This is a genomic window from Candidatus Gullanella endobia (assembly GCF_900048035.1).
Taxonomy (GTDB): Bacteria; Pseudomonadota; Gammaproteobacteria; order Enterobacterales; family Enterobacteriaceae; genus Gullanella; species Gullanella endobia.
On the sequence record NZ_LN999832.1, the window covers coordinates 589587 to 615091 of the forward strand.

Below are 25505 nucleotides of genomic sequence, written 5' to 3' on the forward strand. Positions count from 1 at the left end.
AGATTTTTTTAAATTACGTTAGTATCTACATTGTCTGCTTATCAGCTATTTAGAACTATCTCTAAATTAAATTTTTTATAATGGTTGATTAAATAATACGATTTATACGAAGTATAATAGGTAGTACAATTAAGTGGAAATATTTGGCTAGGATATGATTTTTTCTTTTATTGTATTTTTATCTTGTCTGTATTATTTCAAATAAAAATCAATTTGTATAATATACTACTATATTGTAGTATACATAAGAATAACATATTTTCTATCTCCTTGTTGGCTTACTGTTTTTGCCATCATCTCTTGCTTCTTTTATAAATTTACGTATAATATGAAAACTAGTATTTTAGTAATTCAATTTAACAAGCTAACAGTATGTCAAACTAACACTAAATATGTAAATAGTAGACAGTTAACAATATCTCAATCAAGGGATAATATTAAATTAATATACTCGCTCACCAATCAAAATAGGTGTAAGAGATAATCTTTACGTTTATAAATAATTGGAGCTCTGGTCTCATGCAGAACCAAAGAATCCGTATTCGTTTGAAAGCGTTTGATCATCGTCTAATTGATCAATCAACTGCGGAAATTGTCGCGACTGCCAAACGTACAGGTGCTCAAGTACGTGGTCCGATCCCGTTACCAACCCACAAGGAGCGTTTTACCGTTCTGATCTCTCCGCATGTTAACAAAGATGCACGTGATCAGTATGAAATCCGAACTCACAAGCGTTTGGTTGATATCGTTGAACCAACTGAAAAAACCGTTGATGCTCTAATGCGTTTAGAGCTGGCTGCTGGTGTAGATGTACAGATCAGTCTAGATTAATCAGATCATATAACGGTTAAGAGATTGAAATGATGAAAGGTTTAATTGGACGTAAAATTGGCATGACTTGTATCTTTAGCAAAGATGGTATTTCTATACCTGTCACTGTTATCAAAATTGAAGAAAACCGAGTAACACAAATTAAAAATCTAAAAAATGATGGATATTATGCCATTCAAGTTACTGTTGGTACTAAAAAAGCCAACTGTGTAACTAAATCTGAAGCTGGTCATTTTGCGAAGGCAGGAGTTGAAGCTGGACGTGGTCTGTGGGAATTTCGCATCGAAAATAGCGAAGAAATTACTGTTGGTAAAAGTATTACAGTAGAACTCTTTGCTAATGTAAAAAAAGTCGATGTTACTGGTACTTCCAAAGGTAAAGGTTTTTCCGGCACTGTAAAGCGCTGGAATTTTCGCACTCAGGATACTACTCATGGCAATTCCTTATCCCACCGTGTTCCAGGTTCTATTGGTCAGAACCAAACACCAGGAAAGGTGTTTAAAGGTAAGAAAATGGCAGGTCAACTAGGTAATGAGCGTGTAACTATTCAAAATTTGAACATAGTAAATATTGATGTAGAACGTAACTTGCTTTTAGTTAAAGGCGCTGTCCCAGGATCAATCGGTAGTGACCTGATTATTAAACCTGCTATCAAGGCGTAATATTTAGGAGATAGATATGGAGTTAGTATTAAAAGACGTGAAAAGCGCGCTGACTGTTTCCGACACTATCTTCGGTTGTGATTTTAACGAAGCTCTCGTGCACCAAATTATTATAGCTTATTCGGCAGGTAAGCGTCAAGGAACTCGTGCTCAGAAAAGTCGTTCTGAAATCACTGCTTCTGGTAAAAAACCCTGGCGTCAGAAGGGTACGGGTCGTGCACGTTCCGGTAGCGTAAAGAGTCCGATCTGGCGTTCTGGTGGTGTTACATTTGCTGCTAAACCACAGGATTACAGTCAAAAAGTAAATAAAAAAATGTATCGTGGAGCACTGAAGAGTATCCTATCTGAATTACTACGTCAAAATCGTTTGTTTGTTGTTGAACAGTTTTCTATTAAAGCACCAAAAACGAAGCTGCTATTAGAAAAACTGAAAAATATGGCATTAAAAAATGTACTGATTATTACTAGCAAACTAGATAAAAAATTATTTTTAGCTGCACGTAATCTCTATAAAGTAGAGGTGCGAAATTCTAATCATATCGATCCAATTAGTCTAATTTCCTTTGAGAAAGTTATTATGACAATTGATGCTATAAAGCAAATTGAGGAGATGCTAATATGATTCGTGAAGAACGTCTCCTGAAAATACTACACAAGTCACATACTTCTGAAAAAGCATCTACTGCAATAGAAAAATATAATACCATCGTATTAAAAGTTACTAAAAATGCAACTAAATCAGAGATTAAAACTGCTGTTTATAAACTATTTGAAGTTGAAGTTAATAACATATGTACCTTGATTGTAAAAGGGAAAACTAAATGCCATAGACAACATATTGGTCGTCGTAGCGATTGGAAAAAAGCTTATATCACTTTAAAAGAAGGGCAGAATCTGGATTTTATGAGAGGCACAGAATAGGCCGGAGGAATAATAACAATGGCAATTGTTAAATGCAAACCGACGTCTCCGGGTCGTCGCCACGTTGTTAAAGTAATCAATCCTGAGCTACACAAGGGTAAGCCTTATGCTCCATTATTGGAAACTTATAAGAAATCTAGTGGTCATAATAACAATGGCCGCATCACTACACGCCATATCGGTGGTGGTCACAAGCGACGGTATCGTCTAATTGATTTCAAACGCAATAAAGATAACGTTCCAGCAATGGTAGAACGTTTAGAATATGATCCTAATCGTTCTTCTAATATCGCGCTAGTATTATATAAAGATGGTGAACGACGTTATATTTTAGCACCAAAAGGACTGAAGATTGGTGATCAGATCCAATCTGGTATTAACTCAGAAATTAGAATCGGTAACGCATTACCAATGCGTAATATTCCAGTTGGTTCTACTGTACATAATGTGGAAATAAGACCAGGTAAAGGGGGACAGCTAGCACGTTCAGCAGGTGCTTATATTCAAATTGTAGCTCGTGATAGTTCTTATATCACATTGCGTTTGCGTTCAGGTGAAATACGCAAAGTTCAGTCTGAATGCCGCGCGACTCTTGGCGAAGTAGGCAATGCTGAACATATGTTGCGTATATTAGGTAAAGCCGGTGCTAGCCGCTGGCGTGGTATTCGTCCAACTGTTCGTGGTTCAGCAATGAATCCAGTAGACCACCCACACGGTGGTGGTGAAGGTCGTAACTTTGGTAAACATCCAGTAACTCCTTGGGGAGTTCAGACTAAAGGTAAAAAGACCCGAAAAAATAAACGCACTGATAAGTTTATTTTACATCACCGTAGAAAATAATACTAGAGGATAAACCATGCCACGTTCTCTCAAGAAAGGTCCATTTATTGACTTACACTTACTAAAAAAAGTAGAGAAAGCAATAAAAAATGCTGATAAGAAACCTATTCGTACTTGGTCTCGTCGTTCAACAATCTTTCCAACTATGATCGGTTTAACCATCGGTGTCCATAATGGACATCAGCACGTACCCGTTTTTATTTCTGATGAAATGGTTGGTCATAAACTTGGTGAATTTGTACCAACACGTACTTATCGCGGTCATGTAGGCGATAAAAAAACTAAAAAACGTTAATAAGGATAAGAAGAGATGGAAATTATTGCTCAACATCGCTACGCTTCTTCTTCTGCTCAAAAAATTCGTCTAGTGGCTAACTTAATTCGCGGTAAGAAAGTACCGAAAGCTTTGGAAGAGCTAACCTATACTAACAAAAAAGCTTCTTCTTTAGTAAAGAAAGTATTAGAGTCTGCCATTGCTAATGCTGAACATAACAATGGTGCAGACATCGATGATCTGAAAGTCGTAAAAATTTTCATCGATGTTGGCCCAAGCATGAAACGCATTGTGCCACGTGCTAAAGGTCGTGCAAATCGTATTCTAAAACGCACTAGCCATATTACTGTGGTTGTATCTGATCTCTGAAACTTTGTGGAGGCTAGTAATGGGTCAAAAAGTACATCCTAATGGTATTCGTTTAAGTATTGTTAAACCTTGGAATTCTACTTGGTATGCAAATAAAAAAGAATTTGCCAACAATTTAGATGGTGACTTTAAAGTTCGTCAGTTCCTAACAAAAGAATTATCTAAAGCTTTAGTTTCTTATATAGAGATTGAACGTCCAGCCAAAAGTATTCGTGTAACTATTCACGCTGCTCGTCCAGGTATTGTAATTGGAAAAAAGGGTGAAGATGTAGAAAGATTACGAAAAATTGTAGCAAATATAGCTGGCGTACCGGCACAAATTAATATCACTGAAGTTCGTAAACCAGAAGTGGATGCTAAACTTGTTGCTGATAGTATTTCTTCTCAATTAGAACGTCGAATTATGTTTCGTCGTGTAATGAAACGTGCTGTACAAAACGCTATGCGTCTTGGTTCTAAAGGAATTAAAATCGAAGTGAGCGGTCGTTTAGGTGGAGCTGAAATCGCACGTACTGAATGGTATAGAGAAGGTCGTGTTCCATTACATACCTTACGTGCAGATATTGATTATAATACTTCAAAAGCACACACTACTTATGGTGTCATCGGTGTAAAAGTATGGATATTTAAGGGTGAGATCTTAGGTAGTATGAATGCTGTTAAACAATTAGAACAGATTGCTCAACCTAACAAACAGCATCGTAAAGGCCGCAAGTAAAGGAGAGTCGCTGATGTTACAACCAAAGCGTACAAAATTCCGTAAGATGCATAAAGGTCGAAATCGTGGTATAGTAACAGATATGGATGTAAGTTTCGGCATTTTTGGCATAAAAGCTGTTAGTCGTGGTCGTTTAACTGCTCGTCAAATTGAAGCAGCACGTCGTGCAATGACACGTGCAGTTAAGCGTCAAGGTAAAATTTGGATTCGTATTTTTCCAGATAAACCAATCACTGAAAAGCCGCTTGAAGTACGTATGGGAAAAGGTAAAGGTAATGTAGAATATTGGGTTGCCTTAATTCAACCAGGAAAAATTCTATATGAAATAGATGGCGTTACGGAAGAGCTTGCACGTGAAGCTTTTAAATTGGCAACAGCAAAACTGCCAATTAAAACTACCTTTGTAACTAAAATGGTAATATAATGAAAACAAATGAGTTACGAAAAAAAAGCGTTAAAGAGCTAAATACCGAATTGCTAAACTTGTTACGCGAACAATTTAATTTACGCATGCAATCTACTGGTGCTAAAATTCAGAAAACTCACTTATTAAAGCAGGTACGTTGTAATATTGCACGTGTTAAGACATTATTGACTGAAAAAATGAGTAATAAAAGAGATGAGTAAAAAAATCCGTACTCTTCAGGGTCGAGTAGTTAGCGATAAAATGGAAAAATCCATTGTTGTAGCTATCGAACGTTTCATGAAACATCCAATCTACGGCAAGTTTATTAAGCGTACAACTAAGCTCCATGTACATGATGAAAATAATAATAGCAACATAGGCGACATTGTTGAAATCAGCGAATGTCGTCCAATTTCAAAGACAAAGTCGTGGACTCTAGTTCGAATTATAGAGAAAACGATCCTGTAAAATAATAAATATGCTTTAAGTACGCTTTTAAATAGATAAAAGGTTTGTTTTTTAACACATTGACTTTTTGTTCTTATATCAGAAGGATATGTTATAATACTACTTTTATTTATAATTTTTTATTATATACTTGATTGATTAAGTATAAATACTAACCGGTATTATCGGAGCATTAATATGATCCAAGAACAGACTATGTTGACCGTGGCCGACAATTCAGGTGCACGTCGCGTAATGTGTATCAAGGTTCTAGGTGGTTCGCGCCGTCGTTACGCAGGCATCAGTAACATTATTAAAATTACTATAAAGGAAGCAATTCCTCGTGGTAAAGTAAAAAAAGGTGATGTTTTGAAGGCAGTAATAGTACGTACAAAGAAGGGAATCCGTCGTTCTGATGGTTCTATCGTTCGCTTTGATGATAATGCTTGTGTTTTATTGAACGAAAATAATGAACAACCTATCGGTACACGTATTTTCGGACCAGTAACTCGTGAACTTCGTACTGAAAAGTTTATGAAGATTATTTCTCTAGCACCTGAAGTACTCTAAGGAACGAATTATGGCAGCAAAAATCCATCGTAATGACGAAGTGATTGTAATAACTGGAAAGGATAAAGGTAGGCGTGGTAAAGTAAAAGATGTTCTTTCTACCGGTAAAGCTATTGTTGAAGGTATTAATCTAGTTAGAAAACATAAAAAACCAGCAGCAATAAATCAGCCAGGAGGTATCCTTGAAAAGGAAATGGCGATTAATATTTCTAATCTTGCAATTTTCAATACTGTGACTAGTAAAGCAGACCGGGTAGGTTTTAAAATTAAAGATGGTAAAAAAATACGCATCTTTAAATCTAATTGTGAAATTATTAAGTAATTCGGAGTAATGTAATGGCGAAACTGCATTCTTATTATCAAGACAATGTAGTTTATCAATTAATGAAACAATTGGGTTATTATTCTATCATGCAAGTTCCTCGAATTGAGAAGATCACTCTAAATATGGGTGTTGGTGGAGCAGCTTCTAATAAAAAGTTACTAGATAACGCTGTAGCTGATTTAACTGTAATTTCAGGCCAAAAGCCGCTTATTACTAAAGCACGTAAATCTGTTGCTAGTTTCAAAATTCGTCAGGGATATCCGATCGGTTGTAAAGTAACTTTGCGTGGTAAATATATGTGGGAATTCCTTGAGCGATTAATTTTCATTGCTGTACCGCGTATTCGTGATTTCCGTGGTTTGTCTGCTAAATCATTTGATGGTTATGGTAACTATAGTATGGGTGTGCATGAACAAATTATCTTTCCGGAAATTGATTATGATAAAGTTGATCATATTCGTGGTATGGATATTACTATTACTACTACCGCAAAATCAGATAATGAAGGTCGTGCACTTTTGGCTGCTTTTAATTTTCCGTTTCGTAAGTAAAAAGGTAGAATTACTAATGGCTAAACAATCTATGAAAGAACGCGAAATAAAACGTGTGAAATTAGCTAATAAATTCTTTGTTAAACGCATTAAGCTTAAAACCATCATTTCTAATTGGAATGCTTCCGATGAAGATCGTTGGAATGCAATTCTTAAACTGCAAACTCTACCACGTGATTCTAGCCCATCTCGTCAGAGAAATCGTTGTCGTCAAACAGGACGACCACATGCTTTCCTACGAAAATTCGGGTTGAGCCGTATTAAAGTTCGTGAAACTGCTATGCGTGGTGAAATTCCAGGCTTAAGAAAAGCTAGCTGGTAAAACCAGCATAGGATTAAAAAAAATGAACATGCAAGATCCAATTTCAGATATGCTAACACGTATCCGTAACGGTCAGGCCGCGAATAAAACCACGGTTTCTATGTTTTCTTCTAAACTTAAAGTAGCAATTGCTTCTTTATTAAAAGAAGAAGGTTTTATTAAAGATTACAAAATTATAGGTAACACTAAGCCGATGTTAGAATTGGTGCTAAAGTATTTTCAAGGTAAACAAGTAGCAGAAAGTATTCAGCGCGTTAGTCGACCTGGTTTACGTATCTATAAGAAAAAAGATGCTTTGCCGAAAGTTATGGCGGGTATGGGTATCGCAGTTATTTCTACTTCTAAAGGTATTATGACTGATCGTGCAGCTCGCCAAGCCGGTCTTGGTGGTGAAATTATTTGCTATATAGCTTAATTGTGAGGAAAAAATGTCTCGTGTTGCTAAAGCACACGTCTTAATTCCTGCCGGCGTAGATGTAAAACTTAACGGCCAGGTTATTTCGATTAAGAGCAAAAACGGCGAGTTGACTCGTATTATTCATAAAATTGTTGATATTCAATATATTAATAATCAACTAATTTTTTCTCCTCGAGAGGATTATTCTGATAGTTGGGCGATTACAGGTACTACGCGTGCTATATTGAATAGTATGGTTGTTGGTGTAACTAAAGGTTTTATTAAAAAATTAAAATTAATAGGCGTAGGTTACCGTGCTACAGTAAAAGATAATGTAATCAATTTATCCCTCGGTTTTTCTCATTCAATCGACTATCAACTACCTGTAGGTGTTATTGCAGAATGCTTAAATCAAACTGAAATTATATTGAAAGGCGCTGATAAACAGATTATTGGTCAAGTTGCAGCAAACATACGCGCCTATCGTCGTCCTGAGCCTTATCAAGGAAAAGGTATCCATTATTCCGATGAAATTATTCGTACTAAAGAACCTAAGAAAAAATAAGGAATCTTATGAATAAGAAAGTAGCTCGCATCTCTCGAGCAACTCGCTTACGTTGTAAGCTCCGGGAATTAAGAGCTACCCGACTTGTAGTACATCGTACTCCACGTCATATTTATGCACAAGTTATTGCATTAAGTAGTTCTAAAACTCTGGTAGCCGCTTCTACAGTAGAAAAGATCATCGCAGAGAAATTGAAAAGTACTGGTAATAAAGATGCGGCCGCAATAGTAGGCAAAATTATCGCCGAGCGAGCACTGGAAAAAGGTATTAAAGATGTATCTTTTGATCGTTCTGGCTTTCAATATCATGGTCGAGTCCAAGCACTGGCAGATGCTGCCCGTAAAGCTGGACTTCAGTTTTAATATAGAGTTGTAAGATGGCACACATCGAAAAACAAACTAGCGAATTACATGAAAAGTTGATTACGGTAAATCGTGTATCTAAAACTGTAAAAGGTGGCCGTATTTTTAGCTTTACTGCATTAACTGTTATTGGTAACGGTAATGGTCGTGTTGGTTTTGGTTACGGTAAAGCACGCGAAGTCCCAACAGCAATTCAGAAAGCGATGGAAAAAGCTCGTCGTAATATGATTAATATTGCGCTGAATCGCAGTACTTTGCAACACCAAATTAAAGGTGAACATACCGGTTCCTATGTATTTATGAAACCAGCTTCCGAAGGTACCGGAATTATTGCTGGTGGTGCAATGCGCGCTGTCCTAGAAGTCGCAGGGATACATAATGTACTAGCAAAAGTCTATGGTTCTACTAATCCGATTAATGTAGTTCGTGCAACTATTGTTGCTCTTAGCAATATGAAATCTCCTGAAATGATCGCTGCAAAGCGCAGCAAATCTATCAAAGATATTCTGGGATAATTAAGTTATAATGCAAACTATTAAAATCACTCAGACTCGTAGCTCTATAGGTCGTCTACCGAAACATAAAGCGACCTTAATTGGTTTAGGTTTACGTCGAATAGGTCATACTGTAGAGCGTACAGATACACCTGCTATACGCGGTATGGTTAATTTGGTGTTTTATATGGTTAAAATTAAGGAGTAAGAGATGCGTTTAAATACTTTATCTCCGGCTAAGGGTTCTAAACACATCTCTAAACGTCTAGGTAGAGGTATTGGTTCTGGCTTAGGTAAAACTAGCGGTCGTGGTCATAAAGGTCAGAACTCTCGTTCTGGTTGTGGTATGTATCGTGGGTTTGAAGGTGGTCAGATGCCTTTATACCGACGTTTGCCGAAATTTGGTTTTAAATCACGTAAATCCATGATTACTAAGGAAATTCGCTTATCTCATTTAGAACATATAGAAGGAAACATAGTGAATCTAAATACATTAAAAGCTGCTAGTATTATTAATGTTCAGACTAAGTTTGCTAAAATTATATTATCTGGTGAAGTTAAACGTCCATTAATCATATGTGGTTTATATTTTAGCAAAAACGTACGTGTTGCGATCGAAGCTGCTGGCGGTAAAATTGAGGAAAAGTAGTAGATGCCTAAACAACCAAAATATAATTTTCAGAATACTAAAGGCGGATTGAATGAACTAAAACGTAGAATTTTTTTTGTTATCGAAGCGCTTATTATCTTTCGTATCGCTTCCTTTATCCCAATTCCTGGTATTGATACAATCATACTTGCGAAATTATTTGAACAACAACGGGGTACTATCATTGAAATGTTTAACATGTTCTCTGGTGGTGCACTTAGTCGCGCTTCTATTTTTGCATTAGGGATTATGCCGTATATTTCAGCATCAATTATCATTCAGTTGCTAACGATAGTTCAATCAACGCTAGCAGAGATAAAAAAAGAAGGCGAATTTGGCAGGCGTAAAATTAAACAGTATACTTGTTATGGTACTCTGATATTAGCAATAATTCAATCAATTGGTATTGCTATTGGTTTACCGAATATGCCTGGAATGCAGAGTCTTGTAATCAATCCAAATTTTGCATTTTACTTTACTGCAGTAGTGAGCCTAGTTTGTGGTACGATGTTTCTGATGTGGCTTGGTGAACAAATTACTGAAAAAGGTATTGGTAACGGTATTTCTATTATTATATTTGCTGGCATTGTAGCGGGTTTACCATCTGCTATTACTCACACTATTAATCAGGTTCGGCAAGGCAATATACATTTTCTCATATTATTATTAATTATAGTGTTAGTATTTTCAGTAACGTTTTTTGTGGTGTTTATTGAACGTGGTCAACGACGTATTGTTGTTAATTATGCTAAACGTCAGCAAGGAGGTCGTATTTATTCAGCTCAAAGTACACATTTACCAATAAAAGTAAACATGGGTGGAGTTATCCCTGCAATTTTTGCCTCTAGTATTGTTCTGTTTCCAGCTACAATTGCATCCTGGTTCAGGAATAGCACATATTGTAGCTGGATAGCTAAAATTTCATTCTATTTGCAACCTGGTCAATTGTTTTATGTGTTACTATATTCAATTGCAATAATATTCTTTTGTTTCTTTTATACAGCGTTAGTATTCAATCCACGTGAGACAGCAGATAACTTAAAGAAGTCCGGTGCATTTATAGCAGGTATTCGTCCAGGAGAGCAAACAGCAAAATATATTGATAAAATAGTGACTCGATTGACGTTATTCGGCTCTATTTACATTACCTTTATTTGTTTAATTCCAGAATTTATGCGTAATGCAATGAAAATTCCCTTCTATTTTGGGGGTACTTCTTTATTAATTGTTGTTGTAGTTATCATGGATTTTATAGCTCAAGTTCAGGCCTTATTAATGTCAAATCAATACGAATCTATATTAAAAAAAGCAAATTTAAAAGGACCATAATTGCTTATTCAAGAATTTTTAATAAATTACGGAGAGTAAAAATGAAAGTTCGTGCTTCCGTTAAAAGATTATGTCGTAGTTGTAGAATCGTTAAATGCAAAGGTATTATTCGTGTAATGTGCAGTGCTGAACCTAAACATAAACAACGACAAGGATGATATTTTTAGTATTTTATTGTAAAGTAGAGGTTATAAACTGACTACATTAGTTAAATAATTTTTCTATGTTTTTGCAATACTGTTGAAATCTTCTTAAAAATAAGATATTTAGAATAGCATTATTATTAAAAAATTAGGAGTGCATATTGGCCCGTATAGCAGGCATTAATATCCCTGATCACAAACATACCCTTATTGCTTTAAGGTCGATTTATGGTATTGGCAAAACACGCTCGAACCACATTTGCGATGTTACAGGTATTGCTAAACATATTCAGATCAGTAAACTCTCAGAACAACAGATTGAAAAACTGCGTGAAGCAGTTTCAAAATTTGTTATAGAAGGTGATCTCCGTCGTGAAGTTACTCTAAACATAAAACGTCTAATAGACCTTAATACCTATCGTGGTTTATGTCATCGTCGCGGTCTTCCAGTTCGCGGTCAACGAACTAAGACAAATGCCCGTACCCGTAAGGGTCCAAGAAAACCAATTAAGAAATAATCAGGGGGTAAATAAATAATGACTAAAACACTTATTCGTGCACATAAGCGTATTAAAAAACAAGTTTTAGATGGTATAGCGCATATCAATGCATCTTTTAATAATACTATTGTAACTATTACTGATCGTCAGGGCAATACTTTATGTTGGGCAACTTCTGGTGGTTCTGGTTTCCGTGGTTCTCGCAAGTCTACTCCTTTTGCTGCACAGGTTGCAGCAGAACATTGCGCTAAAACTGTGAAAGAGTATGGCATCAAAAATTTGGAAGTTATGGTAAAAGGACCAGGTCCTGGTCGCGAATCTAGCGTCCGAGCATTAAATGCAGCTGGCTTCCGCATAACAAACATTACTGATGTAACTCCGATTCCGCATAATGGTTGTCGCCCGCCTAAAAAGCGTCGTGTATAACAATACTATTTTAAGATTAGTTGGAGAAAGAAAATGGCAAAATATTTGAGCCCTAAGCTCAAGCTGAGCCGTCGTGAAGGCACAGATCTTTTTCTAAAATCTGGTTTGCGTGTAATCAGTTCTAAATGCAAAATTGAACAACCGCCTGGTCAACATGGGTTGCGTAAACCGCGTTTATCTGATTATGGTATTCAATTGCGTGAAAAGCAAAAAGTTCGTCGTATTTATGGCGTATTAGAGCGTCAATTCTGCAATTATTATAAAGAAGCAGCACGTTTAAAAGGTAATACTGGTGAAAACTTATTACAGTTGTTAGAAAGACGTCTTGATAATGTTGTCTATCGTATGGGTTTTGGTGCTACTCGTGCTGAATCACGTCAATTAGTTAGTCACAAAGCGATTATAGTAAATAATCGTATTGTTAATATCGCTTCTTATCAAGTTTGTCTAAATGATATTATCAGTGTCCGTGAAAAAGCAAAAAAACAATCTCGTATTCGTGGTTCGTTAGAACTAGCTGAACAACGCGAAAAGCCGACTTGGCTTGAAATTAATACTACTAAGATGGAAGGGGTATTTAAACGTATCCCAGGACGTACCGATCTATCTTCAGAAATTAATGAACATCTGATTGTCGAACTTTACTCCAAGTAATATTTAACTCTAATAGAGAGGACATAATGCAGGGTTCTGTAATAGAGTTTTTAAAACCAAAAATAGTAGATATCAAACAAATCAGTGCAACATACGCAAAAATAACTCTTGAACCTTTAGAACGTGGTTTTGGTCATACATTAGGTAATGCACTTCGGCGCATTCTGCTTTCATCAATGCCAGGATTTGCAGTAACTGAAGTTGAGATTGATGGTGTATTACACGAGTATAGTACAAAAGAAGGGGTAAAAGAAGATATTCTGGAAATTCTTATTAATCTAAAAGAACTTTCAGTAAGAGTACAAGGTAAAGATGAAGTTATTTTGACCTTGAATAAATCTGGAGTTGGCCCTGTGACCGCAGCTGATATCAGTTATAATGGAAATGTTGAAATTATTAAACCACAGCATGTCTTATGCCACTTAACTGATAAAAATGCTACTATTAATATGCGTATTAAAATTCAGCGTGGACGTGGTTATATTCCGGCTTCTGCCAGAATACACTCAGAAACAGATGAGCGACCAATCGGTCGTTTACTCTTGGATGCATGCTATAGCCCTATAGAACGTATTGCCTACAATGTAGAAGCAGCGCGCGTTGAGCAACGTACTGATCTAGATAAACTTATTATTGAAATGGAAACTAATGGCACAATCGATCCTGAAGAGGCAATTCGACGTGCAGCAACTATTTTAGCAGAACAATTAGAAACTTTTGTTGATCTACGTGATGTACATCATCCACAGGCAAAAGAAAAAAAACCAGAATTCGATCCAATTTTAATACGCCCAGTTGACGATCTGGAATTAACTGTTCGCTCTGCTAATTGCCTTAAGGCAGAAGCTATCCACTATATTGGTGATCTTGTACAACGAACTGAGGTTGAGTTGCTGAAAACACCAAATCTTGGAAAAAAATCTCTTACTGAGATTAAAGATATCTTAGCTTCTCGTGGATTATCTTTAGGTATGCGTCTTGAAGACTGGCCTCCAGATAATATCACTGATGAATAAGATGAATAATACGATTATAAGTTAAAGTTTTAATGAAAAGGATATAATCATGCGACATCGTAAGAACGGTCGTCAATTGAATCGTAAAAGTAGCCATCGTCAAGCTATGTTCCGTAATATGGTTAGCTCTTTAGTTCGTTATGAACTCATCAAGACAACTTTACCAAAAGCGAAAGAGCTTCGCTGCATTGTTGAATCATTGATTACACTTGCTAAGACTAACAGCATAGCAAGTCGTCGTTTGGTATTTTCTCGCATTCGAGATAATAAAATTGTAGCAAAATTATTTAATAAACTAGGTCCACGTTTCGAAAATCGCGCTGGTGGTTACACTCGTATTTTAAAATGTGGTTTTCGTTTAGGTGATAATACACCAATGGCATATATAGAACTTACTGATCGCACTGTAGCAAAAGCTACAGAAGCAGGTAAAAATGCAGAGTAGTAAGCAAATTATTTACTACTAATAAATAGCATAGTTCTTTTATGTAGAGAATTTATAAAAACAATAGATATAAGTATTTAAATGATTGAGTTAGCCAAATATAGTAAAAAATAGATTATGATGTAATAATTAATTTCTCTAATAGTATTTAAGATGATATTTCTTATCGGTTAATATAGAGCTTATAAATATATCGTCTTATCTATGAGATATTTCTTCGTTATGTCATATAACTCTAATAAATAAAGAGATATATGACATAACATACCAATGTGATTTTAAATTAAAAAATCTAGATAATTTCTATTATGAAGACTCCTTAATAAAATTAATTTAAGTTTTTCTTAATTTTAAATAGCATTATCTTACTCGTTTTATAAAAAATAAATTTTAAAAAAAGTAATATTATATATAAAAATATTATATATAAAGAAATATAATAATAAGAAAAATAATTAATTTCTAATAAGATTATATTAACTAATGAAATTTAAAAATTAAATCTGAATTAAAATATTTTCATTAATTAAAACATATTCACTAATATTCATGATTTTTAACATAAAAATAACGATTATTAACAATAAAATAATCAATAGCATATAATTATTTATAATTTATTCATAGTAGTGAAATATATAGAGAACATTAAAAATGTTAGTATATACCAACTAATAATCTATATGCTCTACTTGTATATTCCCATTTATCATCAATTAGTTTATAGTGAAGTCACTAATAAATATTTTAAATAAATATTTTAATATTAGTTTATTTTAAACTTTATGTATTAATAATTTTTATTTTTAGTACTTGTATGTTAATCAAAAAAAAAGGAAAACTAAAATTAACAGTAGAAATAATCTAACATATTTATAATTTAATATATAAAGTATTTTCATTAAGAAAATTTTTAAATATGTAGGGTAGATTTTAAGATTATTTTTTGTCTCGAAAGAGCTAACGTTTTTATGTTACTCATCTAGATATAGTATACTGAGATCAGTTTTGTAACAAAACTTTTAGCATTGACTAATACTTATGCAATATATTATATTAATATATGATATTATTGAAAATATATTACCATTTATCATAGAAATGGTGAACCGGTCCAATACCTTTCCCTATATTTAGATCATCAGCATGTAATAGCGCCTGCTGTAACCAAGCTTTAGCTGCTTGTAACGTTTGTTGCCAGTTATTATATCGTGGACGAAGCGCGGCTAAAGCAGCAGATAGCGTACAACCTGTACCGTGGGTATGTTGAGTTGAAATTCTCATACTTTCTAGTCGTAACTCATAATCGGAACTTATCAACCAATCCGGGCTTGAATTACTAGCTAAATGACCACCTTTCATAATTACTACTTGACAGCCTAATTTTAGTAGAGAGCGACCTTGCTGACGCATCTGGTTCTCATTAATTGCTGGTGTACAACCAAGTAAAATAGCAGCTTCTGGCAGGTTTGGCGTAATAACTGATGCTAGTGGCAAGAGGAGATTTCGTAAACTACTCACTGCGTTCTTATCCAGTAGCAAATCGCCGCTCTTAGAAACCATGACAGTATCTAGTATCAACCAAGGTACAGTATATTTTTTAAGTTTTTCTGCTATTACATGGATAATAGAAGCCTGGCCGACCATACCAATTTTAGCACTATCAATACGAACATCGCTAAATACTGATTCCATTTGCATAGCGACAAAATCAGCACTGATAGGATAAACTAATTGAACTCCACGAGTGTTCTGTGCTACTAACGAAGTCACTATTGTAATACCATAAGCGCCGAGTGCTGAAAAAGTTTTTAAATCTGACTGAATACCTGCACCGCCGACTGGATCAGTTCCAGCAATAGATAGTATATGATATATTTTTTTCATTATATATTCTTCATGTATGTATAAATATAATCATTCCATTGGAAAAATCATCTGTTCCATAATTAATAACTGTAAAAAATAAGATGTAATTAGTATTAGTCATATATATTATTAACGAATAACTATTATAAAACTAAGAAGTGAATATTGCTTTTTTATAATTACTATTATTAGTATAATTACTATAGAACTATAGAGTTTCAATTTGTTTCTGTGTATTTAAGGATAAGCAAATATCAGATAAAGTTAATTAAAATAAATATTAATATAATATTAAATTACTTATTAAAATATTAAACAATATGTTATTTCTGATAATAATGCATTATAAATGCTTCCCCCCTATACGATAATTGTAAGGAGGAACTAACGTCTTTTTTAATATTGTATTAAAGTTGTAATTTTTATTATATCATTGATAATAAAACTATTTTTTAGTTTCTATCGAAATAGTGCTGATCTATTTAAAAGTAATAATGATGTTAGTGTTAATGACTGCATTACTACTTTGTATTATTATATAATTATTAGAGTGATACTTACTTAATACTTGACTAATCTATAATATTTAGAACAACAAAAACGTCTATTTATTATATACATACAGATAAAGTTGCTATCTATTTTATAGATAATATCATATTATTTAATATTAGTAATATGCTTAGTATTATGATTATAATTATTTTTTCTATCTTACCTACAGTGTAATATTAACCATTATCAAAAATCTGCTAGATAATAACAGATCTAGTAAATCTAATCAAAAATTTCCTAATCATTTAACATTAATCTAAACCAGATTTTCTCTTAGAGCAAAGTTACTATTGATCTTGATAATAATCATAAACTACTATCGACAGTTCTAATTTTTAGAGCTATCGATAGTAGTTATTTTGTAATTTTGATCAATAATCAAGTAAGATTAGATATGTTATATAGATAATACTCAAATATGCTTGATTACTATCAATAGTTTTTGTTTTGTGATTTTAGATATTATCGTTAACTATTTAATATAATTTTTATTTTTTGATAACTAAAATAAAGTAAATAATATATTATTTAAGCGGTCTATTAGCTTTTATAACTGATTATATTTTTTATAAAAATATTATTACTAGCGATCACTAAATTATTCAATTACTTTGATTTATAATATCAAAGTAATTGATTTTTTTGAAAATTTTACTAATTTAAAAACTAAATTAATTTATCTATCGTTAGAAATCAGTATTTAAGATGTTCAGTTTACGAATTAAATATTATTATAATTAGTAAATTGTTTTATATTCTGATATCATTAATCATTTATAATGATGACGTCATTTATCTAGTAATAGATTGAAAAATGAATATAAATATATAATAAATACTAATAGTTCTGTTAATAAATTTCTAGATTAGAGAATCTAAGTTATAAAAATAGGATCGTTTTATCGATAAAAATGCGAAATATAAATAATAGACTAATACATAAAAACTATTTAATATATAGTCGTATAATTTATGATAAAAATATATATATCTTTTAATAACTCTGAAAAGTTAATATAGATATTTATCAGTATCAATCAAATAATGATACTAATTATATTAATAATAATAAAAAGATAAAAAATAAATATTTTTATTATTAACTGACATTAATATTTTTTTAATTTTAAAAAAATAAATTAAAATATTTATATATTATTTTAGCTTAAATTCAGTTTTAGATTTTATTATTGAAATTATTATTAATATTACTATTGTTATTAGTTATAATACTAGTTTCATAACTATTGAATTCCATTTACAAGACTATTGCTATCTTTTAATAGGTGTTATGAAATTAATTATGTTATAATAACTTATTTTAGATATATTATACTTAATCTTTTATTTTTCAGTAATAAATTAAAAATATAATTTTAATAATACTAATTTCGTCTGAAACCGATATAATTTTCACTTCCTTGGTATCGTATTTACTTATCATGTTATTTGATATTAGAATGATCTTTTAGTAAAAAGACATTTTAGTATTATTTTAATTTCTTAAACTAAAAGATTTCAACAAATATAACAGAAAATATCATTATTATGAATAGTTTACTATTCAGAATTTTTTCTGATTTAAAACTTACTGACAGATATTAAAGGTTAATAATATACATATTTTATAGTTAGCATATTAATAATTTTAATAAAAGTTCCACACTTAATTTAGCTGCACTATAAATAGTATTTATAACTTAACTATAACTACTTTCTCTATAGAAATATTACTTTAATTAATTTTTATAAATTTAACATAACTAATTAAATCGTTTTTTCTATGATTATAAATGTTATTTTTAACCTATTTCACATAAAATTATTTGATATATTTTATGTTTTATAGCTAAAATTAGTAATTTTTAATAAAATTATAACTTGAATAGAATTATAATAATTAAAATATAGATCTATTATATCTATCTAATTCGTTACTGTATTTGTTAAATTTTTGATAAAAATAGCAGTTTATCTACATGGATTCATATAATGAATATATCTCATAAAATCATAAACAAATTTATGTTAATAATTTATTAGGATAGATCATAATTAGACTTAATATATAAAACAATTTTTTGTTAAATGAAGATAAATAATAATAACATATTAAACTAAGCAAGATAATATTTTGCTATAAAAAATATTTTTAGAGTTTTATAGTGATCATTTTAATTGAAATAGTAAAAATAAATATTTATTTTCAACTCTAATTAATATTACTATTTCTAATTTAATTATATAAATACGTAATATATATTTTATATAATATTTCTACCTTCTGCAAGCTGAAACATTTATTAAATATTTAATAAAATTATTGCTATTAATAAATACATAGAACGATAATTAGATAAAAATAAAATATTTTTCCTATTATTTTCTTATAAAATAAATTACTTAAACTCTATAATAATTTTATTAATATCAACTTTAATAAAACTTGATTTTATAAACTATTCTGATAATCGAATCTATAACAATATCGTTTTTTAATCATATTTTAGATTTAAATAATAATTATATATATAAATTACTAATTGACAGATTAGTAATTTCTTACTAGCATAATTTTAATAGTTAACAACGCTACAGCTATTAGTTGGATGGTATTTAAATGCTGCATATCGTAGTAATTACAGCATATACTATTGTATATTTACAATATCTCTTCTGCTACTAAACTCACTAATAAGGTAAAGTTTATCTTTTTTATAAATTATCTTAAAATAGAGATTCTTTAACGTTTTATTTATTTTAATTTAATATTCTGAGATGTATATTTAATGTTATATTTAGCATTTATGTTCAATATTTTCGATACGAGTATTTTGATACTCATGCTGAAAAAGGCACATACGCAACGTATTTCGATATTTTCCATTAATAAAAAACTCTTGAAGTAAAACTCCTTCCTGCTTGAAGCCCATTTTAGTATAAATATGAATAGCTTTCTTATTTTCTTCATCAACGATTAAATACAATTTATGTAGATTAAGCACCATAAAACCGAAATTCATTGCCAAATGAGTTGCTATGCTGGCATAACCTTTACCCTGATGCTCAGGAGCTACTAAAATAGAAAACTCAGCTCGTCGATGAATATGATCGATATCTACTAACTCAACTAATCCAATGCTTACACCAAGTTTATCAATAATAAATCGACGTTCACTTATATTATGAATGTTCTTTTGATAAAGATCTTTCAACTCTAAATAAGCTTCATGTGGTTCTTCAAACCAATATCGCATCATTATCTCATTATTATTAAGTTGATGAATAAAATGTAAATCTTCACGTTCCAAAGGACGAAGTTTGATATGATCATCCTCTGAATATTGTCTATATGATTCCATTATTGTATTCTCAAAATACTTAAGTTAAAATATAATAAAATTTATTAAAATCAGCTATTTATAAAAAATAATGATAAAAATCTGAAATAATTATACAAATATTTAACACTACTATAGTGTACATCATTATTATCAAAGATATAGACATAATAATAAAAATAATACATAATATAAATTAACTTACATAAGAAATATCTATAAGCATAGATTTGATTATAGACTATAATAGAATGAGTAAAAATAACATTTCTTATTATAACTGAATAAGAATGTATTAGTTTTTATAAAAATTAGAAGATTCCTTAATTAGAAAGATACAAATAATTAGTACAATAACATAAATCAATAAATAGAGATAAGTTATAAATAATTCTAAAAATATCATTACATTATAAAATATAAAATTTTTGCCAATGAAAATAGTGTGATAAAACATATATTTTATATATAGAGATCTACATGAAAAGTTCATATACTAGTATACTTAAATTTTTAAAAATATAGTATTCACTATATAATTATATGACGAATAAAGTTATTATTCGAGCAGAATGCTATAGAAAAATTATTAGCGGTAGTATTCTAAAATTAATATTAATCAATAATAATAACTAGAGATTATTAAAACTACTGAGTAGATTATCATTGTTCTTGTTATTTTAAATAATATTAAAAATTAAAAACTAATATCATTAAATATTAATTTAATTCGATAAAAAGTTATTATTATAAATATTTTCATCTAATTAGGTATAAAAAACTATAATAAATATCATAATTGCTATAATATAACTCTTAATTAAGATAATTTAATACAAAATAAACAAATCTTTACGTATACTAAAAATATATTAACTAGATTTATATTAACTTTTCTATAGAAAAGTATATTAATTTATTTTTAGAAAATTGAGTAAGATAGTGATTATTAGTTAATTATGATATAATTAATTTTTATTTTATTTATTAGTTATAGATAACACTGAGAAAATAAACTTCTCAATAAATAGATAATAATTTTATATTTCTTTCATGTTTTATTTTTTAAAAAACTAAAATTAAATTACTTAATTACTTCTCTATTTTATCTATTTATAAGTTCATCATTGATATCATCATATTCAATTTATATATAGCAGTAAATAAACTAATTTATGTTTCTATAGTATTTACTAATGTCAATATTTTATGAAATACTGGTATTAACTTATTCTATTTGTATAAATAGCTATTGTTTAATTTTTTAATATTACTATTTATAGTAATTAATATTTTTATATGAAAGTATTTTTATTTTTATAAAATTACATTTTTATTTTTAATTTTATAAACTTTCTATTAAAATTTATAAAAATTTTGACATTATAAATTTAATATTGAATTACGATGTATTTATTTTTTTGATCTATTTTTATCGACTATAAACAATTCTGTTTTTTGTTAGAATTTATTGGATTATATAATATCTTAAAATATATTTCATCATACTATTCTATGTTAATATTCGATATTGTTTCTATTTTATTTACAACTACTTAATGACTCTTTTATTAACCAATAAAAATATATTATAAATATTTACCTTACTAATTAAAATAATATAGATTTTTATTTTTATAAATTTTAATGGCTGCCTGTATTATCATTAGTTGATTGATTTCATTAAAAAAAGATATTATTCTCGCCGATCTTTTGTTAAAAAAATCAAATCGTATACTAATACGATTTAGATAATTAATTAGAAAATCTGTTCTTTGTATAAATTAACTTATTGGAATATGTTATATCAACTTGATATTTATAATAACAAAAGGAGATATTTATTATAAATATTTAGTAAAATCTACTCTAGATGAAAATATTTTAAAAGTACAAACTAAAATATTTATTGAAATTAAAAAATAAATGTTCTTGATAAATAACTTATAAAAGCTTATAGATATTTTATATTTTCTAAAAAATATTATAGTGCAATAGTAAATGTGAGGGGGATTTAGGAAATGCTATGCTAGCTAGATAATTTTGTCATTTATTATTTTTATCTCTAACTTTATTAATTATATATATTGATAAAGTATATCAATATAACTTGAATGTTATTAAACAAAATTAATTTTTGGATTAATTGCGCTATTCTTCTTTATTTAACGTTAATTTCTATTTGTATAGAATACGATAATCTATTTTTTCTTCTATTATAGAAGAACTATAATCTATTAACTATTATTAAAAAAAACATAAATTCATTATCCACATAAGTAACAAAATCAACTAAAGAGTTAGCATAATAGTCTTTATTACGAATATATACAACGCTAAATCTAGCGTTTGTTTAATAACAAGTTAATTATATAATATACCAATTATTTTAACATGGGTTTAGCTATTTGACAGTATAGATTGTTAGAAAATATAAGGCATTAAATTAAGAATCATTATCTTTCTATAATAGAATATTATTTTTATAACTGTTTCACTAATCTAATTAGAAAAATACCTTATTTCACCATTTAACTTTTTTATTATAAATATAAGTATAATATTAAAAATTAATCTATTCTAGTGAGAATATCAAGATGCTGATTCCAAAACCCTATTTGCTTTTTCTTGGCGATATTACAGACCCCTTAGCAGAGAAAACTGCGCGTGGTATCCAGGTTTGGCGTCCAGATTATTGTCTTGGTCAATTGCGGTTACCAGGTTGTACGGTTTCCCTTGGTCTAGATGATTTCTCTGTTGAAGCAGCCTGGGCAGCTGGCGCTAAAACATTGGTTCTTGGCGTAGCAAATGCTGGTGGTTTTTTACCTCAACATTGGATTGATACAATACGTTCTGCCATTTGTACTGGTATGAATGTTGTTAGCGGTCTACATGAAAAATTATCTTCAATGCCTGAATTAGCAAAATTGGCGAAACAACGGGGTGTTACGTTATTTGATATTCGCCATATACGGCCAAATTTAAGAGTTGGAAATGGGAAACAGCGTAGCGGTAAGCGCATTTTAACAGTAGGGACTGATTGTTCAGTAGGAAAGATGTATGCTTCATTAGCATTAGAAGAAGATATGCGGAAACGCGGTATGGATGTTAATTTTCGTGCTACTGGCCAAACCGGTATCTTGATAGCCGGGGAAGGAATTGCTATAGACGCCATAGTAGCTGATTTTATCTCTGGTGCTGTGGAAGCATTATCCCCGGCTAATAATATTAATCATTGGGATATTATCGAAGGACAAGGATCTTTGTTTCATCCTTCTTATGCTGGAGTTAGTATGGGTCTACTTCATGGAGCTCAGCCACAATGGTTAGTAATGTGTCATGAGATGAATCGTCTACACATGCGTCATCTTCCACATCAACCGATGGTAAAATTAGATGTATGCGTAGATGCTAATTTGCGTGCAGCAGCAGTCACATGTCGTAACGTTAAATTAGCAGGGTTCGCTATTAACACCTCCAACGTTAGTAATTCAAAAGCTCGTAACTATTGTCATCTTTTAAGAAAAAGATTCGGTGTACCAGCAACTGATCCATTACGATTTGGTATTGGTGAAATTACTACTCTACTCCAAAAGCAAACGTAAATACTACATTTTAATGATTAAAATGATAAATCTGAAATTAATTCAACTGAAAAATTTATTATACAGATATAAATAACAAATAGCATATAGATATTTAGTAATGAAATAATTATTTATTATTTTTACAACATTAATAATATAACATCAATTATGTTTTAACTAATGTTTATTAATTACAGTAGCACTGTAATGTTAAAGTATATCTATTTATCTAATAAAACCAAAGATTACTGAATAGGTTAAGATTCATTTATTAATATGATAGCAATATATTATTATATAAGCTAAATATAGATCATTAACAAACTAGTATTATTCACGCTATATGACTGACTAACTATATTTTTCACAGATTTTATTTTAATGTTAATAGTATTTGGAACGTAATTATACTATTAAAATTATAGTAAATATAAATATATCTTCAAGATAATAAATAATAATCAATAATCTGCTATTAGTCTAACATAATAAGAAAATTGAACTTTATTATAAAAAATAAGATTTAATTATTAATAAAGCTTATTTGTAAAATAATTTAAAGGTTTATTAGAATGATAATATAAAAATTAAGAAAGATTTGCTAAAAATATAAACACTGCTATTTGCTTATAGCAAATTAATTATTCATAATATATTAAAATATCATATAGCACATTTAGCATTTTAATATTAGCGTAGGTAATGTTCGAAGGAAAATTTTTTAAATAGTTTTAAACATAAATCTATTACTTTTTGTCGAATAAAAGTAATTGAATTATGAATAATAAAAATATTTGAATAAAGGCATATTAAGCTTAATAGATAACAAAAATTTCTCTTTTATATTATTGAAAATAAAATTATATTATCTTTTCTACAAAGAATTTTCTATTGTAATAATAAATCATTTTTAATATATCAATGTATATGTAGTTTATTTTTTTCAAAAACTAAATTTTCCATTTTCTGATAGGAATTTTCATATCCAGGAATACTGAATAGTATTATCAGAATAATCCACTTGAGATCATCAAGATTAAATTCTGTTATGTCTAGTGCCATTACACGATCAATAACCATCTCACGTGTTTCAAAATTTAATACTTGAATTTGTTCAAGAAATAACAAAAAACCGCGACAATCAGTATCTAGAAAGTGACTTTCTTCATCAGTATAAATACGCATAGTAAGTGAATCAGAATGTAGTATAAAAGTTCTATCTATCCCATCCTGTAAATCTATGAGTTTTTCTAGCCAGTTTAATGCATTAAAAATATCATCTTGATGAAAACCAGCTTGAGTAAGGTCATCAGTTAGTTTATCCTGATCTATACACACTTCTAGTTCATTATATATATATGTTTCAAATAAATATATTAATACGTCGAACATGGCTTGCCCTACTTAATCTTATATAGCTGCCAGGTACAACTGCGATCTATTCTTATTAAATTAAATTTGAATAGTTTTACTGCAATTTTTAGTATAGATTAGTTAGAATATTTAAAAAAGATATAAAAGATGCAATCTATAAATCATAGGTTATCTAACATATCGAAAAATAGCAATTTAACTTTGCATTCTATTACAGAAATAATTTTAATTTTATTAAATATAAATTATTTTATATCACTATAAAATTTTTTAAATATCTTTTATGACGAATAATAAATTCAGATAGAACAAGATAAAAATTCTTCTAATCTTATTTAAAAATACAATACGCCTAGCCTGTGTAGATAATGTAAAATAGTAAGTGTATACTAACTTAGTTTATACAGATAGAAACGTATGGTCTCCAGTTTATTAAAAATAGTATTTTAATTACTAGCTTTATTTTAGATGATAGATATCTATATCGTCTAATACTATCAATCCTCATTAAAAATATTTAAAATAAAATTAAACATAGATTGTATACTGAGATAAAGATTTAG

At 30.0% G+C, this 25505-nt stretch carries 32 protein-coding genes; 29 read left to right on the forward strand and 3 right to left on the reverse strand.

The window, feature by feature from the left end; translation table 11 throughout:
* Positions 1 to 519 precede the first annotated feature (519 nt).
* The 28 genes from rpsJ to rplQ all read left to right on the forward strand — a co-directional run bounded on the left by rpsJ (position 520) and on the right by rplQ (position 14216).
* On the forward strand, positions 520 to 831 hold the full coding sequence (gene rpsJ, locus FVIR_RS01630) for a 30S ribosomal protein S10 (protein WP_067498117.1): 312 nt from the start codon (positions 520 to 522) through the stop codon (positions 829 to 831).
* A gap of 32 nt (positions 832 to 863) precedes the next feature.
* The gene (gene rplC / locus FVIR_RS01635; RefSeq protein ID WP_082799141.1) at positions 864 to 1493 is read left to right on the forward strand and encodes a 50S ribosomal protein L3; all 630 of its coding nucleotides are present in this window, start codon (positions 864 to 866) and stop codon (positions 1491 to 1493) included.
* 16 nt (positions 1494 to 1509) lie between these two features.
* The gene (gene rplD, locus FVIR_RS01640; RefSeq protein WP_067498123.1) at positions 1510 to 2115 is read left to right on the forward strand and encodes a 50S ribosomal protein L4; all 606 of its coding nucleotides are present in this window, start codon (positions 1510 to 1512) and stop codon (positions 2113 to 2115) included.
* Positions 2112 to 2414 (forward strand): 50S ribosomal protein L23, encoded by a 303-nt coding sequence (rplW, locus tag FVIR_RS01645; RefSeq protein WP_067498126.1) that lies wholly within the window; start codon positions 2112 to 2114, stop codon positions 2412 to 2414. The genes rplD and rplW overlap by 4 nt, the downstream gene beginning before the upstream one ends.
* Positions 2415 to 2432: 18 nt before the next feature.
* Complete coding sequence (gene rplB, locus FVIR_RS01650) at positions 2433 to 3254, forward strand: 50S ribosomal protein L2 (RefSeq protein WP_067498129.1); 822 nt, start codon at positions 2433 to 2435, stop codon at positions 3252 to 3254.
* A 16-nt stretch (positions 3255 to 3270) separates the two neighbouring features.
* A complete protein-coding gene (gene rpsS, locus FVIR_RS01655) occupies positions 3271 to 3549 on the forward strand; it encodes a 30S ribosomal protein S19 (RefSeq protein WP_067498132.1) in 279 nt (92 codons plus the stop codon).
* Between the two features lie 15 nt (positions 3550 to 3564).
* A complete protein-coding gene (rplV, locus tag FVIR_RS01660; protein WP_067498135.1) occupies positions 3565 to 3897 on the forward strand; it encodes a 50S ribosomal protein L22 in 333 nt (110 codons plus the stop codon).
* A gap of 19 nt (positions 3898 to 3916) precedes the next feature.
* On the forward strand, positions 3917 to 4615 hold the full coding sequence (rpsC, locus tag FVIR_RS01665) for a 30S ribosomal protein S3 (RefSeq protein WP_067498138.1): 699 nt from the start codon (positions 3917 to 3919) through the stop codon (positions 4613 to 4615).
* A gap of 13 nt (positions 4616 to 4628) precedes the next feature.
* Positions 4629 to 5039 (forward strand): 50S ribosomal protein L16, encoded by a 411-nt coding sequence (rplP, locus tag FVIR_RS01670; RefSeq protein ID WP_067498141.1) that lies wholly within the window; start codon positions 4629 to 4631, stop codon positions 5037 to 5039.
* Positions 5039 to 5242 carry a 50S ribosomal protein L29 gene (gene rpmC / locus FVIR_RS01675; RefSeq protein ID WP_067498144.1) on the forward strand — a complete coding sequence of 68 codons (204 nt, stop codon included), beginning with the start codon at positions 5039 to 5041 and terminating at the stop codon, positions 5240 to 5242. Before rplP ends, rpmC begins: the two co-directional genes overlap by 1 nt.
* Positions 5235 to 5489, forward strand: coding sequence for a 30S ribosomal protein S17 (rpsQ, locus tag FVIR_RS01680; RefSeq protein WP_067498147.1), 255 nt, complete (start codon positions 5235 to 5237; stop codon positions 5487 to 5489). Before rpmC ends, rpsQ begins: the two co-directional genes overlap by 8 nt.
* A 177-nt stretch (positions 5490 to 5666) precedes the next feature.
* Entirely contained in the window at positions 5667 to 6038 is a 372-nt protein-coding gene (gene rplN / locus FVIR_RS01685) for a 50S ribosomal protein L14 (RefSeq protein ID WP_067498150.1), read from the forward strand.
* A gap of 10 nt (positions 6039 to 6048) precedes the next feature.
* Positions 6049 to 6360, forward strand: a complete 312-nt coding sequence (gene rplX, locus FVIR_RS01690) for a 50S ribosomal protein L24 (RefSeq protein ID WP_067498153.1) — start codon at positions 6049 to 6051, stop codon at positions 6358 to 6360.
* Positions 6361 to 6374: 14 nt separating this feature from the next.
* On the forward strand, positions 6375 to 6914 hold the full coding sequence (rplE, locus tag FVIR_RS01695; RefSeq protein ID WP_067498156.1) for a 50S ribosomal protein L5: 540 nt from the start codon (positions 6375 to 6377) through the stop codon (positions 6912 to 6914).
* Between the two features lie 16 nt (positions 6915 to 6930).
* Entirely contained in the window at positions 6931 to 7236 is a 306-nt protein-coding gene (gene rpsN, locus FVIR_RS01700) for a 30S ribosomal protein S14 (protein WP_067498159.1), read from the forward strand.
* 22 nt (positions 7237 to 7258) lie between these two features.
* Complete coding sequence (gene rpsH / locus FVIR_RS01705; protein WP_067498162.1) at positions 7259 to 7651, forward strand: 30S ribosomal protein S8; 393 nt, start codon at positions 7259 to 7261, stop codon at positions 7649 to 7651.
* Between the two features lie 13 nt (positions 7652 to 7664).
* Positions 7665 to 8198, forward strand: a complete 534-nt coding sequence (rplF, locus tag FVIR_RS01710; protein ID WP_067498165.1) for a 50S ribosomal protein L6 — start codon at positions 7665 to 7667, stop codon at positions 8196 to 8198.
* A gap of 8 nt (positions 8199 to 8206) precedes the next feature.
* Positions 8207 to 8560, forward strand: a complete 354-nt coding sequence (gene rplR, locus FVIR_RS01715) for a 50S ribosomal protein L18 (protein ID WP_067498167.1) — start codon at positions 8207 to 8209, stop codon at positions 8558 to 8560.
* A gap of 14 nt (positions 8561 to 8574) precedes the next feature.
* Positions 8575 to 9075, forward strand: coding sequence for a 30S ribosomal protein S5 (rpsE, locus tag FVIR_RS01720; RefSeq protein ID WP_067498171.1), 501 nt, complete (start codon positions 8575 to 8577; stop codon positions 9073 to 9075).
* 7 nt (positions 9076 to 9082) lie between these two features.
* Positions 9083 to 9262 (forward strand): 50S ribosomal protein L30, encoded by a 180-nt coding sequence (gene rpmD, locus FVIR_RS01725; RefSeq protein ID WP_067498174.1) that lies wholly within the window; start codon positions 9083 to 9085, stop codon positions 9260 to 9262.
* A 3-nt stretch (positions 9263 to 9265) separates the two neighbouring features.
* On the forward strand, positions 9266 to 9703 hold the full coding sequence (rplO, locus tag FVIR_RS01730) for a 50S ribosomal protein L15 (RefSeq protein WP_067498177.1): 438 nt from the start codon (positions 9266 to 9268) through the stop codon (positions 9701 to 9703).
* A 3-nt stretch (positions 9704 to 9706) separates the two neighbouring features.
* Positions 9707 to 11032 (forward strand): preprotein translocase subunit SecY, encoded by a 1326-nt coding sequence (gene secY, locus FVIR_RS01735; RefSeq protein ID WP_067498180.1) that lies wholly within the window; start codon positions 9707 to 9709, stop codon positions 11030 to 11032.
* Between the two features lie 41 nt (positions 11033 to 11073).
* Positions 11074 to 11190, forward strand: a complete 117-nt coding sequence (gene rpmJ / locus FVIR_RS01740; protein ID WP_067498183.1) for a 50S ribosomal protein L36 — start codon at positions 11074 to 11076, stop codon at positions 11188 to 11190.
* 146 nt (positions 11191 to 11336) lie between these two features.
* Complete coding sequence (gene rpsM / locus FVIR_RS01745; protein WP_067498185.1) at positions 11337 to 11693, forward strand: 30S ribosomal protein S13; 357 nt, start codon at positions 11337 to 11339, stop codon at positions 11691 to 11693.
* Between the two features lie 18 nt (positions 11694 to 11711).
* Positions 11712 to 12101: a 30S ribosomal protein S11 gene (rpsK, locus tag FVIR_RS01750; RefSeq protein ID WP_067498188.1), complete on the forward strand. Its 390-nt coding sequence runs from the start codon at positions 11712 to 11714 to the stop codon at positions 12099 to 12101.
* Positions 12102 to 12134: 33 nt separating this feature from the next.
* Positions 12135 to 12755, forward strand: a complete 621-nt coding sequence (gene rpsD, locus FVIR_RS01755; protein ID WP_067498192.1) for a 30S ribosomal protein S4 — start codon at positions 12135 to 12137, stop codon at positions 12753 to 12755.
* A 26-nt stretch (positions 12756 to 12781) separates the two neighbouring features.
* A complete protein-coding gene (locus tag FVIR_RS01760; RefSeq protein ID WP_067498196.1) occupies positions 12782 to 13771 on the forward strand; it encodes a DNA-directed RNA polymerase subunit alpha in 990 nt (329 codons plus the stop codon).
* A 49-nt stretch (positions 13772 to 13820) separates the two neighbouring features.
* Complete coding sequence (gene rplQ, locus FVIR_RS01765; RefSeq protein ID WP_067498199.1) at positions 13821 to 14216, forward strand: 50S ribosomal protein L17; 396 nt, start codon at positions 13821 to 13823, stop codon at positions 14214 to 14216.
* A 1083-nt stretch (positions 14217 to 15299) separates the two neighbouring features.
* Here rplQ and thiD read toward each other — a convergent pair.
* Both thiD and speG read right to left on the reverse strand, forming a co-directional pair.
* Positions 15300 to 16103, reverse strand: a complete 804-nt coding sequence (gene thiD / locus FVIR_RS01770; protein ID WP_067498202.1) for a bifunctional hydroxymethylpyrimidine kinase/phosphomethylpyrimidine kinase — start codon at positions 16101 to 16103, stop codon at positions 15300 to 15302.
* A 3335-nt stretch (positions 16104 to 19438) separates the two neighbouring features.
* Positions 19439 to 20002, reverse strand: a complete 564-nt coding sequence (speG, locus tag FVIR_RS01775) for a spermidine N1-acetyltransferase (RefSeq protein ID WP_067498204.1) — start codon at positions 20000 to 20002, stop codon at positions 19439 to 19441.
* Positions 20003 to 22578: 2576 nt separating this feature from the next.
* Between speG and dgcN the strand changes: the two genes are divergently transcribed.
* Positions 22579 to 23586 (forward strand): N-acetyltransferase DgcN, encoded by a 1008-nt coding sequence (gene dgcN / locus FVIR_RS01780; protein WP_067498207.1) that lies wholly within the window; start codon positions 22579 to 22581, stop codon positions 23584 to 23586.
* A gap of 900 nt (positions 23587 to 24486) precedes the next feature.
* On the opposite strand, the gene FVIR_RS01785 is transcribed toward dgcN, so the two are convergent.
* Positions 24487 to 24960 carry a DUF494 family protein gene (locus tag FVIR_RS01785; protein ID WP_067498210.1) on the reverse strand — a complete coding sequence of 158 codons (474 nt, stop codon included), beginning with the start codon at positions 24958 to 24960 and terminating at the stop codon, positions 24487 to 24489.
* Positions 24961 to 25505: the final 545 nt, after the last annotated feature.

Bases quoted from the DNA above. Each gene is read 5' to 3' on its own strand.
- rpsJ (WP_067498117.1), top strand. From the start codon at position 520: ATGCAGAACCAAAGAATCCGTATTCGTTTGAAAGCGTTTGATCATCGT.
- rplC (WP_082799141.1), top strand. From the start codon at position 864: ATGAAAGGTTTAATTGGACGTAAAATTGGCATGACTTGTATCTTTAGC.
- rplD (WP_067498123.1), top strand. From the start codon at position 1,510: ATGGAGTTAGTATTAAAAGACGTGAAAAGCGCGCTGACTGTTTCCGAC.
- rplW (WP_067498126.1), top strand. From the start codon at position 2,112: ATGATTCGTGAAGAACGTCTCCTGAAAATACTACACAAGTCACATACT.
- rplB (WP_067498129.1), top strand. From the start codon at position 2,433: ATGGCAATTGTTAAATGCAAACCGACGTCTCCGGGTCGTCGCCACGTT.
- rpsS (WP_067498132.1), top strand. From the start codon at position 3,271: ATGCCACGTTCTCTCAAGAAAGGTCCATTTATTGACTTACACTTACTA.
- rplV (WP_067498135.1), top strand. From the start codon at position 3,565: ATGGAAATTATTGCTCAACATCGCTACGCTTCTTCTTCTGCTCAAAAA.
- rpsC (WP_067498138.1), top strand. From the start codon at position 3,917: ATGGGTCAAAAAGTACATCCTAATGGTATTCGTTTAAGTATTGTTAAA.
- rplP (WP_067498141.1), top strand. From the start codon at position 4,629: ATGTTACAACCAAAGCGTACAAAATTCCGTAAGATGCATAAAGGTCGA.
- rpmC (WP_067498144.1), top strand. From the start codon at position 5,039: ATGAAAACAAATGAGTTACGAAAAAAAAGCGTTAAAGAGCTAAATACC.
- rpsQ (WP_067498147.1), top strand. From the start codon at position 5,235: ATGAGTAAAAAAATCCGTACTCTTCAGGGTCGAGTAGTTAGCGATAAA.
- rplN (WP_067498150.1), top strand. From the start codon at position 5,667: ATGATCCAAGAACAGACTATGTTGACCGTGGCCGACAATTCAGGTGCA.
- rplX (WP_067498153.1), top strand. From the start codon at position 6,049: ATGGCAGCAAAAATCCATCGTAATGACGAAGTGATTGTAATAACTGGA.
- rplE (WP_067498156.1), top strand. From the start codon at position 6,375: ATGGCGAAACTGCATTCTTATTATCAAGACAATGTAGTTTATCAATTA.
- rpsN (WP_067498159.1), top strand. From the start codon at position 6,931: ATGGCTAAACAATCTATGAAAGAACGCGAAATAAAACGTGTGAAATTA.
- rpsH (WP_067498162.1), top strand. From the start codon at position 7,259: ATGAACATGCAAGATCCAATTTCAGATATGCTAACACGTATCCGTAAC.
- rplF (WP_067498165.1), top strand. From the start codon at position 7,665: ATGTCTCGTGTTGCTAAAGCACACGTCTTAATTCCTGCCGGCGTAGAT.
- rplR (WP_067498167.1), top strand. From the start codon at position 8,207: ATGAATAAGAAAGTAGCTCGCATCTCTCGAGCAACTCGCTTACGTTGT.
- rpsE (WP_067498171.1), top strand. From the start codon at position 8,575: ATGGCACACATCGAAAAACAAACTAGCGAATTACATGAAAAGTTGATT.
- rplO (WP_067498177.1), top strand. From the start codon at position 9,266: ATGCGTTTAAATACTTTATCTCCGGCTAAGGGTTCTAAACACATCTCT.
- secY (WP_067498180.1), top strand. From the start codon at position 9,707: ATGCCTAAACAACCAAAATATAATTTTCAGAATACTAAAGGCGGATTG.
- rpmJ (WP_067498183.1), top strand. From the start codon at position 11,074: ATGAAAGTTCGTGCTTCCGTTAAAAGATTATGTCGTAGTTGTAGAATC.
- rpsK (WP_067498188.1), top strand. From the start codon at position 11,712: ATGACTAAAACACTTATTCGTGCACATAAGCGTATTAAAAAACAAGTT.
- rpsD (WP_067498192.1), top strand. From the start codon at position 12,135: ATGGCAAAATATTTGAGCCCTAAGCTCAAGCTGAGCCGTCGTGAAGGC.
- FVIR_RS01760 (WP_067498196.1), top strand. From the start codon at position 12,782: ATGCAGGGTTCTGTAATAGAGTTTTTAAAACCAAAAATAGTAGATATC.
- rplQ (WP_067498199.1), top strand. From the start codon at position 13,821: ATGCGACATCGTAAGAACGGTCGTCAATTGAATCGTAAAAGTAGCCAT.
- thiD (WP_067498202.1), bottom strand. From the start codon at position 16,103: ATGAAAAAAATATATCATATACTATCTATTGCTGGAACTGATCCAGTC.
- speG (WP_067498204.1), bottom strand. From the start codon at position 20,002: ATGGAATCATATAGACAATATTCAGAGGATGATCATATCAAACTTCGT.
- dgcN (WP_067498207.1), top strand. From the start codon at position 22,579: ATGCTGATTCCAAAACCCTATTTGCTTTTTCTTGGCGATATTACAGAC.
- FVIR_RS01785 (WP_067498210.1), bottom strand. From the start codon at position 24,960: ATGTTCGACGTATTAATATATTTATTTGAAACATATATATATAATGAA.